This window comes from Roseomonas nitratireducens (genome assembly GCF_017813355.1).
GTDB classification, from domain to species: Bacteria; Pseudomonadota; Alphaproteobacteria; order Acetobacterales; family Acetobacteraceae; genus Neoroseomonas; species Neoroseomonas nitratireducens.
In genome coordinates, this window is sequence record NZ_JAGIYZ010000017.1 from 55,556 (window position 1) to 69,019 (window position 13,464).

The 13,464-nt window shown below is 70.9% G+C and carries 13 protein-coding genes; 2 read left to right on the top strand and 11 right to left on the bottom strand.

All coding sequences use genetic code 11. The features are described 5' to 3' along the window. Window positions 1-24: 24 nt before the first annotated feature. The 3 genes from J5Y09_RS16975 to J5Y09_RS16985 form a co-directional block, all read right to left on the bottom strand. Window positions 25-2,223: a xanthine dehydrogenase family protein molybdopterin-binding subunit gene (locus J5Y09_RS16975; RefSeq protein ID WP_209353008.1), complete on the bottom strand. Its 2,199-nt coding sequence runs from the start codon at window positions 2,221-2,223 to the stop codon at window positions 25-27. 17 nt (window positions 2,224-2,240) lie between these two features. Beyond that, entirely contained in the window at window positions 2,241-2,705 is a 465-nt protein-coding gene (locus J5Y09_RS16980) for a (2Fe-2S)-binding protein (RefSeq protein WP_209353009.1), read from the bottom strand. A 204-nt stretch (window positions 2,706-2,909) separates the two neighbouring features. After that, the gene (locus tag J5Y09_RS16985) at window positions 2,910-3,662 is read right to left on the bottom strand and encodes an amino acid ABC transporter permease (RefSeq protein WP_209353010.1); all 753 of its coding nucleotides are present in this window, start codon (window positions 3,660-3,662) and stop codon (window positions 2,910-2,912) included. A 23-nt stretch (window positions 3,663-3,685) separates the two neighbouring features. Between J5Y09_RS16985 and J5Y09_RS16990 the strand changes: the two genes are divergently transcribed. Next, on the top strand, window positions 3,686-4,486 hold the full coding sequence (locus tag J5Y09_RS16990; RefSeq protein WP_209353011.1) for a transporter substrate-binding domain-containing protein: 801 nt from the start codon (window positions 3,686-3,688) through the stop codon (window positions 4,484-4,486). Here J5Y09_RS16990 and J5Y09_RS16995 read toward each other — a convergent pair. The 6 genes from J5Y09_RS16995 to J5Y09_RS17020 all read right to left on the bottom strand — a co-directional run bounded on the left by J5Y09_RS16995 (window position 4,483) and on the right by J5Y09_RS17020 (window position 9,553). Further along, the gene (locus J5Y09_RS16995; RefSeq protein ID WP_245217196.1) at window positions 4,483-4,803 is read right to left on the bottom strand and encodes a hypothetical protein; all 321 of its coding nucleotides are present in this window, start codon (window positions 4,801-4,803) and stop codon (window positions 4,483-4,485) included. The two genes, J5Y09_RS16990 and J5Y09_RS16995, sit on opposite strands and share 4 nt — an antisense overlap. 58 nt (window positions 4,804-4,861) lie before the next feature. Beyond that, window positions 4,862-5,689 carry a carbohydrate ABC transporter permease gene (locus J5Y09_RS17000; RefSeq protein WP_209353012.1) on the bottom strand — a complete coding sequence of 276 codons (828 nt, stop codon included), beginning with the start codon at window positions 5,687-5,689 and terminating at the stop codon, window positions 4,862-4,864. Further along, the gene (locus J5Y09_RS17005) at window positions 5,689-6,609 is read right to left on the bottom strand and encodes a carbohydrate ABC transporter permease (RefSeq protein WP_342451497.1); all 921 of its coding nucleotides are present in this window, start codon (window positions 6,607-6,609) and stop codon (window positions 5,689-5,691) included. The genes J5Y09_RS17000 and J5Y09_RS17005 overlap by 1 nt, the downstream gene beginning before the upstream one ends. A 4-nt stretch (window positions 6,610-6,613) precedes the next feature. Beyond that, window positions 6,614-7,948, bottom strand: a complete 1,335-nt coding sequence (locus J5Y09_RS17010) for an extracellular solute-binding protein (RefSeq protein ID WP_209353014.1) — start codon at window positions 7,946-7,948, stop codon at window positions 6,614-6,616. Between the two features lie 82 nt (window positions 7,949-8,030). Beyond that, entirely contained in the window at window positions 8,031-8,585 is a 555-nt protein-coding gene (locus J5Y09_RS17015) for a cupin domain-containing protein (protein ID WP_209353015.1), read from the bottom strand. Continuing rightward, window positions 8,585-9,553 (bottom strand): S1C family serine protease, encoded by a 969-nt coding sequence (locus J5Y09_RS17020; protein WP_209353016.1) that lies wholly within the window; start codon window positions 9,551-9,553, stop codon window positions 8,585-8,587. Before J5Y09_RS17020 ends, J5Y09_RS17015 begins: the two co-directional genes overlap by 1 nt. Before the next feature lie 251 nt (window positions 9,554-9,804). Here J5Y09_RS17020 and J5Y09_RS17025 point away from each other — a divergent pair, with 251 nt between their 5' ends. Further along, window positions 9,805-10,812, top strand: a complete 1,008-nt coding sequence (locus tag J5Y09_RS17025; RefSeq protein WP_209353017.1) for a phosphotransferase family protein — start codon at window positions 9,805-9,807, stop codon at window positions 10,810-10,812. Between the two features lie 7 nt (window positions 10,813-10,819). Here J5Y09_RS17025 and J5Y09_RS17030 read toward each other — a convergent pair whose 3' ends face one another. Next, complete coding sequence (locus tag J5Y09_RS17030) at window positions 10,820-12,118, bottom strand: TMEM43 family protein (protein WP_209353018.1); 1,299 nt, start codon at window positions 12,116-12,118, stop codon at window positions 10,820-10,822. A gap of 91 nt (window positions 12,119-12,209) precedes the next feature. Continuing rightward, the gene (locus J5Y09_RS17035; protein ID WP_209353019.1) at window positions 12,210-13,367 is read right to left on the bottom strand and encodes a leucine-rich repeat domain-containing protein; all 1,158 of its coding nucleotides are present in this window, start codon (window positions 13,365-13,367) and stop codon (window positions 12,210-12,212) included. Window positions 13,368-13,464: the final 97 nt, after the last annotated feature.

Genomic DNA, 13,464 nt, shown 5'->3' on the forward strand with positions numbered 1-13,464 from the left:
CTCGCCGCCCCGCCCCGGCCGGCCTCAGGCGCCCTGCAGCGCCGCGCGCATCTTCGCCGGGGTGAAGGGCACCGACCGCAGCCGCACCCCCGTCGCGTCGAAGATCGCGTTCGTCACGGCGGAGGGCACGATCGCCGCCGCCGGTTCACCGGCACCCCAGGGGCGTTCGGTCGGCCGGTCGATCAGGTCGATCACGATCTCCGGCACCTCGGGGAAGGTGATGACCTGGTAGGAGCCCCAGTCGCGGCTGGTGACGGTGCCGCGGTCGAAGGTCAGCTCCTCCTTCAGCGTGCGCGACAGGGTGTGGATGATGTTCCCCTCGACCTGCGACTTCACGCCGTCCGGGTTGATGATCTGGCCGCAATCATGCGCGCAGAAGAAGCGCGTGACGCGGATCTCCCCGGTGCGGCGGTTCACCTCCACCTCCGCCACCGCGGCGACGTAGGTGCGCACGAGCTCGTACTTGCAGTAGGTCACGCCGCGGCCGCGCAGGATTTCCCCGCTGCGGTCGCGCTGCGGGGATGGCCGCGCCTGCCAGTTCGCCAGGCGCGCGACGCGCTCCAGCACCTCCCGCCCGCGCGGGTCGTCCGCCGGCATCAGCCGCAGCCGGTAGGCGACCGGGTCGGCGCCCGCGGCCGCCGCGCATTCGTCGAGGAAGGCCTCGTTGGCGTAGGTGTTCTGCATCCGCCCCGGCGTGCGGATCCAGGACGGGCGGAAGGGCGTCGTGTCCAGCCGGTGGCACGTCGTCTTCACCGCGGGGAAGGTATAGGGCAGCGCCAGGTTGTGGATGATGTTGCCCGGGTGGATCTGGTTCTCGCGCGGCAGCCCGCCGAGCTCCGCCGCCGTCAGGTCCACGTTGCCGCCGGCGCCCTTGGGGATGAAGGCCTCCGCCTCCCACCCCACGATGTTGCCCTGGGCGTCGAGGCCGGCGCGCAGGTCGACGAGATGCGGCGGGCCCTTCGGGTCCCACACATGCTCGTCCGAGCGCATCCATTGCACGCGCACCGGCCGCCCGACCGCGCGGGCGAGCAGCGCGGCGTCGGCGGCCGCGTCCTCATGCCCGTTGCGCCCATAGCATCCCGCGCCTTCGAGGTAGACGCAGCGCACCTGCTCGACCGGCATGGCGAGCATCATCGCCAGCTGCTTGCGGAGGTTGTGCGTCGCCTGGCTCGCGCTCCAGGTCGTCAGCCGCCCGTCGCGGAATTCCGCCACCGCGCAGGACGGCCCCATCGAGGCGTGCGAATGGATGGCGAAGTCGTAGGAGGCCGAGATCCGCCGCACCGCGCCCTGGATCGCGCCGGCCGCGTCGCCGCGGTTGGAGGTGACCTGCACCTGCGCGACCGGCGTGGCGCGCACATGCTCCCACAGCCGCGCCTGGTCCGGCAGCCCGGCCCAGTTCGACCAGCGCACGCGCAGGTCGCGCGCCGCGCGCACCGCCGCCCACTCGGTTTCCGCCACCACGCCCACGAAGGCGCCCTGGTGCACCACGCGCACCACGCCCGGGATGTGGCGGATCGAGGCCTCGTCCACCGCCTCGGCCGTCGCGCCCATGGCGGGCGGGCGGACCGGGCGGCCATGCAACATGTTCGGCAGCTTGAAGTCGTGCACGTATTCGAAGCGGCCGAACACCTTCGCGGGGATGTCCACGCGCGGCACGGTTCTGCCGACGATGCGCCGCGCCTCGGGCGGCTTGATCGGCGCGTTGGTGTCGACCTTCAGGTCGAATGCGCGGCCGCCGACGAGCTCGGCATAGGAGACGCGGCCCGAGCCACCGCTGACCACGCCATCCTCGACGCGCAGCGATGCCGCCGGCGCGCCGAGCCGCGACGCGGCCATGTTGAGCAGTTCCCGCCGCGCCGTGGCCGAGGCCGCGCGCAGCGCCACGCCGGCATTCTGGATCGACAGCGAGCCATAGGTCGGCCCCTGGTCAGGCGTCAGCGCCGTATCACCTTCCACGACGCGGATGCGCGTCATGGCCACGTCGAGTTCCTCGGCGGCGATCTGCATGAAGCCGGTGCGCACGCCGGTGCCGAGGTCGACCTTGCCGACGAAGACCGTCACGCCCCCCTGGGCGTCGATCGAGAGGAAGGCGGCGACCTCGTCGCCCGCGACGGGCTTCTCGGTCCAGGCGGCGGCGTCCTTGGCGCGCAGGCCCACGGTGAAGGCGACGGTCAGCGCCCCGCCCGCCTTGAGCAGGCCGCGGCGGCTGGTGATTGCGTTCATCTCCCTGCCCTCCCCGCTCAGCCGCGCGCCGCGCGCAGCACGGCCGCGACGACGCGCGGATGCGTGCCGCAGCGGCAGATGTTGTTGGCCAGCGCTTCCTTGACCTGCGCTTCGGTCGGGCGCGGCGTCTTGGCGAGCAGCGCGGCGCTTTCCATGATCATGCCGTTGGCGCAGTAGCCGCACTGAACGGCCTGCTCGGCGATGAAGGCGGCCTGCACCGGATGCGGGCGTTCGGGCGTGCCGAGCCCATCGAGCGTGACGATGGTCTTTCCCGCCGCCTCGGTGACGGGGATCTGGCAGGACCGCGCCGCCTCGCCGTTCAGGTGGATCGTGCAGGCGCCGCATTGGCCAAGGCCGCAGCCGTAATGCGGCCCGCCCACGCCGACATCGTTGCGCAGCGCGTACAGCAGCGGCATCTGCGGGTCATCGACGGTCACGGTGACGGCGCGGCCGTTCACCGTCATGGCGACGGTCTGGGTCATTCCTGCGTCCCTCCCGGGGCCGGCATTGCGCCGCCGGCCCTTCCTGATGCGGCAGAGTGTGGCGTCTTGCCGCCGGCGCGCAAGCAGGAAGCTGGAGCAGCATCCGCTCGGCCGAACACGGCCGATCGGACCTGCTGCTCCAGCACCCATGGATTCCACGGCACGAAATCCGATCGCTCTGGTTCAGCGCGATCGGATCGTGCTTCAGCCTGGCATCCCCTGCCGCTGGTCCGCGCCCATCCGTCGTTCGAGCCGCCGCACGCCCCAGGAGATCAGCAGGATCAGCACCAGGTATTCGAGCACGAGGATCGTGTAGATCTCGAGCGGGCGGAACACCGTCACCACCAGTTCGTTCGCCCGCCGCGTCAGCTCCTGGTAGCCGATCACCGAGGCGAGGGAGGACATCTTCACGACATACACGAGTTGGTTGCCGATCGGCGGCAGCACGCGCCGGATCGCCTGCGGCAGGATGACGTGCCGGTAGCGCTGCCAGGAGGTCAGGCCGAGCGCCTGCGCCGCCTCGTGCTGGCCGCGCTCGATCGACTGGATGCCCGCGCGCAGGATCTCGGCCTCGAAGGCCGAGTCACAGACAGCGATAGCGAGCACCGCCGCGGCGAAGATGCCGATGCGGATGTCGAGCACCACCGGCAGCCCGTAGAAGACCCAGAGGATCATCACCAGGATCGGCACCGCGCGGAACAACTCGACCCAGCAGCGGTTGAACCAGCGCAGCGGGCGCGCGCGCGCGAAGCCCGCCAGCGCCACGACAAGCCCGAGCGCCAGCGACACCGCCATGGCGGCAAGCGAGAGCGAAACCGTCGCCCACAGCCCATCGACCATGAAGCGCAGATTCGCCTGCCCACGCGGATCGGCCGGGTTGACGACATGCCATCCCCAATTGCCGCCGCAGCCGCCGAGCGCCAGCGGCAGGACGGCGGCGGCGAGCCGTGGCATCATGCCGCGCGACACAGGAGGCCCCCATGCAACGCCGCACGCTCCCCGCCGCAGCCCTTCTCGCCGGCACCCTCGCCATCCCTGCCCAGGCGCAGGCGCAGGCGCAAGGCGGCGGCAGGCTCGCCGCGGTGCAGGCCGCGGGGCGGATCCGCATCGGCACCACGGGCGACTTCAACCCGATGTCCTTCCGCGACCCGGCGTCGCGCGAGTATCGCGGCCATCAGATCGACTGCGCCCAGCAACTGGCGCGGGAGATGAACCTGCGCGCGGAATTCGTCGCGACCGACTGGCGCACGCTGATGAACGGGCTCGCGGCCGACCAGTTCGACGTCGTGATGACGGGAACCTCCGTCTCGGTCGCGCGCGCCATGGCCGGCGCCTTCACCATCCCCTGGGGCCGCACGGGCTTCATCCCGCTGGTCCGCCGGCGCGACGCGACGCGCTTCGCGAACTGGGAGGCGCTGAACCAGCGCAGCGTGACGATCGGCACCACGCTGGGCACGACGATGGAGCAGTTCGTCCAGCAGGCACTGCCGAACGCGACGCTGCGGCGGGTGGAAAGCCCGGCGCGGGACTGGCAGGAACTGCTCGGCGGGCGCGTGGACGCGGCCATGACGAGCGTGATCGAGGCCGGCTTCCTCACGCGCGAATATCCCGACCTGACGGCGATCTTCCGGGACGCGCCGCGCAATCCCATTCCCATGGCCTTCCTCGCGCCGCCGAACGACGCCGCCTGGCTGCGCTTCCTCGATACCTGGGTGCTGCTGCGGCAGGAAAGCGGCTTCTTCGCCGAGATGGCGCGCAAATGGGGGCTGGCCGAGGGCTAGCCCCGCCGGCGGGCCGGCGCCGCGGCGCGGGCGGGCAGCAGCATCTGCGGCGCGCGCATCCGGCGTCCGCCGCCGCGCGGGCCCTCGTCCCGCCCGTCCAGCAGCATCACCGCCGCGCCGATCTGCACGGAACCGAAGGTCAGGCCGCTGAAGAACCAGAGCAGCGCGATGACCGGCACCCCGCCATGACGGAGGATGAGCGTGCCGCCCCCGCCCGGATCGGCCCAGAGCACCGCGCCCACGAACAGCGCGGCCAAGCCGAAGCCGACGATGCCGTGGACCAGCATGAAGCGGACGGCGACGGGCAGGCGGGCCATGGGCGTTCTCCTGGCTGCAAGGCGAAGATAGGCGCGTCGCGGCCGGGCGCAACCGCGCTCAGCCCCCCTTCACGCCCCCGGCCGTCAGCCCGGCGACGATCTGCTTCTGCGCCAGCAGCGTCAGCAGCAACACCGGCGCGGTGACGAGCAGCGCCGCGGCCGAGAGCGGGCCCCAGGAGATCTGCTCGAAGGTCAGCATGTTGTTGACCGCGACCGGCAGCGTCCGCGTCTCCCGCCCCGCCAGCACCATGGCGAAGATGAAATTGTTCCAGGAGAAGATGAAGGCCAGGATGGTCGCGACCGTGATGCCCGGCTTGGCGAGCGGCATCGCGACATGGCGGAAGGCCTGCCAGATGGTCGCGCCGTCGACCAGCGCCGCTTCCTCGAGTTCCGCCGGCAGCCCCTCGAAGAAGCCCATCATGATCCACACCACGATGGGCACGGTGATGACGAGGTGGGTGACGATGATCGGCGCCAGCGTGCCGGTCAGCCCGATCCACTGGAACAGCAGGAACAGCGGGATCAGGTAGGACAGGCCCGGCGTGATGCGCGCGATCAGGATCACGACCGCGGCCTTGGTCGCGCGCATCTTCGCGATGCCGTAGCCCGCCGGCACGCCGAACAGGATGGCGAGCCCCGTCGCGCTGAAGGACACGATGACGGAGTTCAGCGCATAGGTCAGGAAGTCGTTGCGCTCGAACACCGCGGCGAAGTTGTCCCACACCGGCGGGTTGGGGATGAAGACCGGCGGGAAGTCGGTGTTGTCGAGCTCGGTCTTGAGCGAGAGCGACAGCATCCACAGGAACACCAGGATGGCCGGGGAGACGAGCATCAGCACGCCGAAGCCGAAGCCGATGTTCCCGGCGATGCGCTTGACCCTGCGCATCACGAATCCTTCACCCGCGCGCGGGTCCACAGCAGCACCATCGCGAGCGCGATGATGATGGTGAAGAACACGACCACGACGGCGCTGGCGTAGCCCAGGTTGTAGTAAGCGAAGGCCTGCAGATACAGGAAGATGTTGATGGTCTCGCTCGCCGTCCCCGGCCCACCCTGGGTGATGACGTAGATCGTGTCGAAGGCCTTGAGCGCGTCGATGGTGCGGATGATCAGCGCCACCACCAGGAAGGGCGCGAGTAGCGGCAGCGTGATGTGCCGGAAGGCCTGCCAGGGCGTGGCACCGTCGATCTTCGCCGCCTCGTACGGATCAATGGGCAGGGAGGCGAGCCCGCCGAGCAGGATCAGCATCACCAGCGGCGTCCAGTGCCAGACCTCGACCATCACCAGCGTCGGGATCACGCTCGACGCCTCGTAGACCCACATGCTGGGCGGGATGCCCATTTGCTGCAGCAGCCAGTTCAGCACGCCGAGCTGCGGATGGAACATCATGGTCCACACCAGCGCGACGGCGACGGGCGTGGCCATCATCGGCAGGATGAAGATGGTCCGCGCCAGCCCGCGCAGCGGGAACTTCCGGTGGAAGGCGAGTGCCGCGAGCAGCCCCAGCACCATGGGGATCAGCACCGACAGCGCGGTGAAGTACAGCGTCCGCACGATCGAGAGCAGGAAGCGCTCGTCCGAGACGAGCTTCGCGTAGTTGGCGAAGCCGACCCAGCTGGACCCGCCGCCGAGCCGGTATTCATGCGCCGACATCCAGAGCGTGAAGACCCAGGGGAAGATGATGGTGGCGAGCACGACCGCGCCGCAGGGCACGACGAACCACCAGTATTGCCGTGCATAGTTGCGCCGGCGGCGGGGCGCGCTGCCCGCCGCCGCGCCGTCCAGCGTGGCCGTGGTGCCGGCCACGCGGTCAGCCCGCCCGTTCGGACTGTTCGAGCACGGGGCGGAAGGCCTCGGTCGCGCGGCGGAGTTCGGTCGCGACATCAGCGCCGCCGATGGTGCTGGTCAGCGCCGCGCCGATCGTGTCGCGGAATTCCGTCACGGGCACGATCTCCGGCAGGCCCGGGCGGCTGATCCGCCCGCTTTCCACCAGCGTCGAGAAGTATTCGCGGGAGAAGCGGCTGCCCGCGATCGCCTCCTCGTTCCGGTATGCGGAGGTGCGCGCCGGCGACCCGGCGCCGGAGGTGAGGAAGCGGAGCTGGTTCGTCTTGTTCAGCGCCCACTGCACATAGAGCCAGGCCGCGCCCTTCTTGCGGCTCGCCTCGGCGATGCCGAGCGCGGTGCCGAACATGGCGCAATGGTGGTGCCCCGGCCCGCGCGGGACGACCGCGTAGCCGACCTTGCCGGCGACGCGCGAGCGCGTGCGATCCTCGAGCGGAGCCGCGAAGCCCACGCCATCCAGCCAGAAGCCGGCGCGGCCCTGCATGAAGCTCGTCTGCGCCTCGTTCCAGTTGAAGCCGGCGACACCCGGCGGCGAGCAGTCCCGCAGCAGCTTCTTGTAGAACTCGCCGGCCCAGATCGCGTCCGCGCTGTCGGTCACCAGCCGCCGGTTCGCATCCAGGCAGTCGCGCTGCTGCGTGCCGAGCAGGAAGGAGGACCACAGCACCACATTCGCGTTGCGCAGCCCGCGGCCGACATTGCCATAGATCTGGCGCGACGGGTCGTTCAGGCGCCGCGCGCTCTCGTACATCTCGTCGAAGGTCTGCGGGACGCGGATGTTCTTCGCCTCCAGCAATTCCTTGTTGTAGTAGAGGATGAAGTAGTCGGTGAACTCCGGCATGGTGTCCATCCGCCCATCCGCCTGGGTGGAATAGGCGACGGCGCCGGCGCCGAAATCCGCGAAGTCGAGATCGGGCGAAGTGATGCTCGCATCCTGCATCAGCGCGCGGATGTCGGTGCACCAGCGCGCGCGGCCGACCTGCCGCTTGTTCACGTGCAGGCTGATGTTGATCACGTCGAAGGACGGGCGGCCGGAGGCGAACTCGATGACGAATTTCTGCCGGTGCTGCTGCTCGGGGATCTGTTCGGACCCCACGCGGATGCCGGTCAGGTCCTCGAATTCCCGCTGGTTCTGGATCAGGATCTGACTGCGCGGATTGGCCGTCAGGCTCACCTCGATCCGCTCGCCGGCGAATCGCTTCCAGTCGAATTGCGACTGCGCGTTCGCCTGCCGCACGATCGGCGGCGCGGCCAGCAGGCCCGCCCCGGCCGCGAGCGCGCCGCGCCGCGTGATGCCATGGCTCATCTCGTTCCCTCCGCGTCGCGCGGCGGGTTCGTCCCCGCCTTGCGCGGGGTGATGTTCGGCCCGAAACGGCCGGGGCCGCAAGTCAGCGCGCGATGCGGCGCAGCGGCTCGAGCACGGCGGGGTCGGTGATCGGCGTGGTGTCCCAGGGCGCCTCGGGCGGCGGATCGAGCGTCTCGAACACCGTCGCGAGCTCGATTGCCCCCGTCTCGGTCGGCCGCGGATAGGGCGTGGGGTCCGGCGCGCCGGGTGCCTTGGGCTTGCCGATGGCGACGAAGAATTCCTCGAGCCCGGCCGGGATCAGCATCCACATCATCCGGAAGGGATGCGCCCCGTCGTTGATGAAGCCGTGCCGCACATGCGGCGGCGCGACCATGAAGGTCCCGGCCGTGATCCGCCGCACCTCGCCATCGAGCCGCGCGAGGCATTCCCCGGCGACGATCCAGAAGATCTCGGTCTGCGCCGGGTGCGCGTGCTCGCGGATCTTGCCCAGCGGCGGCAGTTCCTGGAGCCCGGCGGAAAATCCATCCGGGGCGCCCGCGAGGCGCGGCGCGGTCAGGACCTCGATCCAGCCATTGGCCGGCTGCGGCTGCCAATGCTGCTCGCCGCCGCCGGGCGGGACGACGATCATGCCGGCCATCAGTGGAGCCTCGGATGCTTGAGGAAGGCCGTGCGGTCGCCCGAGACGATCGAGACGTCGCGCGACCCGCGCGCGCGCCCGAGCTTGAGCCGCACCGTCGCCCCGGCATCGCCGGCGCCCCACACCGCGCGCCACATCTCGGCAAGGTCGGTCACGGCCACGCCCTCGACCGCGAGCACGCGGTCACCGCTGCGCACGCCGCCATTCTCGGCCGGTCCGCCGGGGGCGAGGGAGGCGACCGCGACCCCTTCGTCATCCTCGGTGGCATAGAGGCCGAGCCAGGGCCGCGCCGGGCGGTTCACGCGGCCATAGTTGAGCAGGTCGTCCATGATCGGCGAGAGCCGATGCACCGGCACCACCATGTTGAGGTCGAGCCGCCGCCCTTCCTCCCCCTGCTGGAGGATCAGTGAGCCGATGCCGAGCAACTTTCCGTCAGGCCCGATCAGCCCCGCCCCGCCCCAGGACGGATGGGCCGGCGCGGTGAACAGCGCGTCCTCGATCAGGTATTCCCAATAGCCGGCGAAGGGCTGGCGCGCGACGAGCTTGCCCGAGACGGCATGCGCCCGCCCGCCCGCCGCGGCGAGGATCACCGGCGCGCCGATGCGCAGCCCCTCGCTGTCGCCGAGGTCGAGCGGCGCGACGCCAAGCCGCCCCAGCGCCTGCACCAGGCCGAATCCGGTCTCCTGGTCCACCGCCAGCGCATGGCCCGGCACGGCGCGCCCATCGGCCGCGGTGATCCAGATGCTTTCCGATTCCGTGACCAGGTACCCGATGGTCAGCACGAGGTTGTCGCGGATCACGACGCCGCTGCCCTCGCGCTCGGTCCCTAGAGCGCGCGCGGTGAAGGCATCCGCCGGCACCTGGGAGCGCAGCGTGACCACCGCGCCGAGGGCGGCCTCGAGGTCGAACGTCCATTCGGCAGGATCCGGCTGCAGGTGTTCCGGTATGTCCCATTCCTCCTTCGCCATGCCGCGCCGCCATGTCCCCTGCCGTTGTCCGGACCCCTTCTAGCACGGCCTGAGGGTTTGGCAGATGCGGGCGGGCGGGGCATCCTGCCATGCCACGCGGCGGATCCGCTCCGCGGGGCGGAGTGTGGCGACATGGGACCGTCCAGGCGTCCTTCTTGGTGGAGTGGCCTGCCCGGGCCGGGACGCCCGGCCTTCATCGCGGCCGGGGCCAAAGGGGCGCGCTCGCCGGCCTGCCGGCGCGGGCGGGGCGCATGACCCATCCCCCCGCGGGCATCCTCGACGGGCTGCGCAACATGGGCCTGCTGCGGCCGGATGCGGGCGCGCAGGGCGAGGCCCTGGCCGGTGGCGTCTCGTCGGACATATGGCGCGTCGCGCTGCCCGATGGGCGCGTGATCTGCGTCAAGCGCGCGCTCGAAAAGCTGCGCGTCGCGGCCGATTGGCGCGCGCCGATCGTGCGCAACCGCTACGAGGCGCGCTGGCTTGCCCGCGCCCATGAAGCCGCCCCCCAGGCGGTGCCGGCCCTGCTCGGCCAGGACGAGGCGACGGGCACGCTGGCGATGGAATGGCTGCCGCCCGAACGTTATCCGGTGTGGAAGGAAAGGCTGCGGCACGGCGATGTCGATCCCGCCTTCGCCGCCGAGGTCGGGCGCCGCATCGCGGCGATCCACGCCGCCGCCGCCCGCCGGCCGGACCTCGCGATGGATTTCCCGACCGACAAGCTGTTCCACGCCATCCGGCTCGAACCCTACCTGGTCGCCACCGCGCGGGCGCATCCGGACCTCGCGCCCCAGCTCGTCGCGCTCGTCGCGCGCACGGCGGCGACGAAGCTCACCCTGGTGCATGGGGATGTCAGCCCGAAGAACATCCTCGTCGGCCCCGAGGGCCCGGTGTTCCTGGACGCGGAATGCGCCTGGTGGGGCGACCCGGCCTTCGACCTGGCCTTCTGCCTCAACCACCTGCTGCTGAAATGCCTGCTGGTCCCCGGCGTGGCGACCTGCCTGATGGTGTGCTTCGAGGCGCTGGCCGCTTCCTACCTCGCCTCCGTCGAATGGGAGGCGCCGGCGATGCTCGAGGCGCGCGCGGCGAGCCTGCTGCCGGGCCTCTTCCTCGCCCGCATCGATGGTAAAAGCCCGGTCGAATACGTGACGGAGGAAGCGCAGAAGGATCGCGTGCGCCGGGTCGCGCGCGCGCTGATCGTCTCGCCGCCCGACCGGCTCAAGACCGTCCGGGCGGCGTGGGGGGAGGAAATCGGGGCGTGAGCCCCTCTCAGCGGGCCGCCGCCGGCGGGGTCGCGCCGCGACGCTGCCGCGCCAGCCAGGTCAGGCCCGCCGCGCCGGCCATGCCCGCCACCAGAACCAGGACGCCGATCACCGGCCGGTAGAAGATCCAGGCGACGGCGATGACGACCGGCGCGATGACCAGCGTCAGGATGCCGGCGACGAGCCCGGCGCCGGCCCCGATGATCGAGTCGACCACCGGCACGACGCTGCCCAGGACCGAGAGCGGACGCAGGATCATCGCGAACCCGATGAACATCAGGAGCATGCCGACCGCGCGCAGCACCCAGGTGAAGATGCGGTTGCCTTCCTCCGCCGCCTGGAACATGGCTGCGGCGGGCACATTGCCCATGCGCATCAGCATCACCCGGTCGCCCGCCCGCGTCTGGAACGGCGCGAAGCCTTCGCCGCGCTGCGCGGCGACCACGCTCGCGCTGTCGGCCGGCACGACGGAGAAGCGGATGCGCAGGTCGCCGATCTGCGGGGCCTGCGGGTCGCGCCCGACATACAGCCCGCCGTCGGACACGATCGCGCCGGCGGGCGCCATGAAGGCTGTGGCGTCGAGCGGCAGCGGCCGTGCCTCCCCCAGCCCGCGGATCTGCTCCTCCGTCAGGCGCCGCGCGCCAAGCCGCGCCTCAGCGGCCACGGTGTCGCGCGACGGGTAGCGCATCTGCGGGTTGAACCGCCCCTCCGGCTGGCGGAAACGGCTGCTGTCGATCGGCTGGGCGGACCAGCCGCGGGTGTAGTTGTAGGTGGTGACGGTCTCCTGGCTGCCGCCGAGGTTGGTGCGGGTCTCGGAGCGCCGTTCCTCGCGCCACTGGTACATCTCGACGCTGCGCACGATGCGCAGCGCGCCTTGCGCCTGCACCGCGAAATCGGGGTCGCGCAGGGAACCGGATACGGTGATGGGCCCGGCGACATGAACGAGCCGCCCATCGAGCGCCGGGTCGACGCGCCCGGCATCGGCCGCCTGCACCGAGCTTGCCCCTTCCGACAGGGAGCGCGATGTCTGCACCGCGCGCCCCTCGTTCCAGAACAGCATCCAGGCGGAGCCCGGGACGAACAGCAGTCCGATCAGCACGCCGACGAAGGCGCCCTTCATGCGCTCGAACCAGGAGGTGGTGGTCGCTTCGGTGAAGGCCCCCTCGGCGCCGGCGGAGCGCGGGTCGATGCCGCCGAAGCCCTGCTTCGCATCGCTGCCCGGCCAGGATGCGACCGTGGCGTCGCTGTCCCATGCGGCCGACTTCTGCCCTTCGCCCCCGGGGGGCGTCTTCCAGTCACCAGACATGTGAGTTCGGTTCCTTTTGCGTCGGCGCGCGCCCCCCGGCTGGGCGCGCGCCGCATCGCGCGGTCTAGAGGAAGGTTCGTTGATGCGGGCGTCAGATGCGGATGGACAGGCGCGCATTGCGCCCAGGGACGGCCATCGCCGCCTCGACGCCGGCCGCAGTCGCGCGGCTGCGCGACGCGTTGATGCTCGATAGCGACGGATTGGCGGCCAGGGCCAGGAGGCCGGCATCGCCCACCTGCGTTTCCCCCACCATCAGGCTGGACAGCCGGGCCAGCCGCGCCACGACGGCCATGCCCGCATCCGTCACCTGCGTCCCCGTCAGCCACAGCGTCTGCAGCTTTGCCAGGCCCGACAAATGCGGCAGCCCCGCATCGGTGATCGGCAGCTTGTCGAGATAGAGCGTCTCAAGGTCCGGCAGCCGCGCGAGGGCGGGCATGACCGCATCGGTCAGCTTCGACTGCCACAGGAAGAGCCGTCGCATCTTCGCCATCCGGCCGATCGCCTCGACCGCGCGGTCGTCCACCTGCGTCACATGGACACCGAGCGAGGCAAGGTCAGGCAGGGCCGCGAGATGCCCGAAGCCCGATCCGTTCACCGGAATGCCGTTGAGCGTCAGGTCGGCGAGCTTCGGCAGTTTGCCCACATGCTCGAGACCCGCATCGGTGACCGAGGTGCAGTAGGCGAGGTTCAGCGAGGCGAGCGTCGGGTGCCCCGCCAGGGTCGCCAGCCCCGCATCGGTCAGCGGCCTGATGTTGGTCATGTCGAGGGTGCGCAAAGCCGGCATGCGGCGCAGATGCGCCACGCCGGCGTCCGTGATGTTGGTAGCCGAGGCCAGCCGGAGCGAGCCGAGCCGAGGCGCCGCGGCCAGCGGCTCGAGCCCCGCATCGCCGACCTGCGTGGTCGCGATGTCGAGCATGGTCAGCCCAGGCATGCGCGCGACATGCGCGAGCCCCGCCGGAGTGATCTGGTTCGCGCCGGTGACGCTGAGATAGCCCACGCGCGGCAGCTGCGCGAACATGGCGCAATCCGCATCCGTGATCTGCTGCGAGATGGGGGAGGAGATGCTGACCGATTGCAATTGCGGCAGGTCTGCCGCGGTGATCGGCTGGTTGCGGACCTTCACGCCGAGGGCGGCGAGCCGCGCCGCGATCGCCTCGGCATCCGCGCCTTGCGCGAGCGCCGGATGGGCGAGGAAGGGAAGTGCGGCGGCGCCACCCAGCAGCAGACGGCGGGAGAGCATTGAGGCCATGCCTGGCGTATCCTTCGGTGCTTGTGCCGGCACGGGCGCAGGACACGCCCGATGGGTCGGCAGCGAAACGCTAGCCCCGTCCTGACCCATGCGGAAT

Coding starts and splice junctions, on each gene's coding strand:
- J5Y09_RS16995 (WP_245217196.1), bottom strand. CDS start 4,803: ATGGCCCGCCTGCCCGTCGCCGTCCGCTTCATGCTGGTCCACGGCATC.
- J5Y09_RS16985 (WP_209353010.1), bottom strand. CDS start 3,662: ATGATGCCACGGCTCGCCGCCGCCGTCCTGCCGCTGGCGCTCGGCGGC.
- J5Y09_RS17015 (WP_209353015.1), bottom strand. CDS start 8,585: ATGGCCGGCATGATCGTCGTCCCGCCCGGCGGCGGCGAGCAGCATTGG.
- J5Y09_RS16980 (WP_209353009.1), bottom strand. CDS start 2,705: ATGACCCAGACCGTCGCCATGACGGTGAACGGCCGCGCCGTCACCGTG.
- J5Y09_RS17000 (WP_209353012.1), bottom strand. CDS start 5,689: ATGCGCAGGGTCAAGCGCATCGCCGGGAACATCGGCTTCGGCTTCGGC.
- J5Y09_RS17025 (WP_209353017.1), top strand. CDS start 9,805: ATGACCCATCCCCCCGCGGGCATCCTCGACGGGCTGCGCAACATGGGC.
- J5Y09_RS17030 (WP_209353018.1), bottom strand. CDS start 12,118: ATGTCTGGTGACTGGAAGACGCCCCCCGGGGGCGAAGGGCAGAAGTCG.
- J5Y09_RS17010 (WP_209353014.1), bottom strand. CDS start 7,948: ATGAGCCATGGCATCACGCGGCGCGGCGCGCTCGCGGCCGGGGCGGGC.
- J5Y09_RS17020 (WP_209353016.1), bottom strand. CDS start 9,553: ATGGCGAAGGAGGAATGGGACATACCGGAACACCTGCAGCCGGATCCT.
- J5Y09_RS16975 (WP_209353008.1), bottom strand. CDS start 2,223: ATGAACGCAATCACCAGCCGCCGCGGCCTGCTCAAGGCGGGCGGGGCG.
- J5Y09_RS16990 (WP_209353011.1), top strand. CDS start 3,686: ATGCAACGCCGCACGCTCCCCGCCGCAGCCCTTCTCGCCGGCACCCTC.
- J5Y09_RS17035 (WP_209353019.1), bottom strand. CDS start 13,367: ATGGCCTCAATGCTCTCCCGCCGTCTGCTGCTGGGTGGCGCCGCCGCA.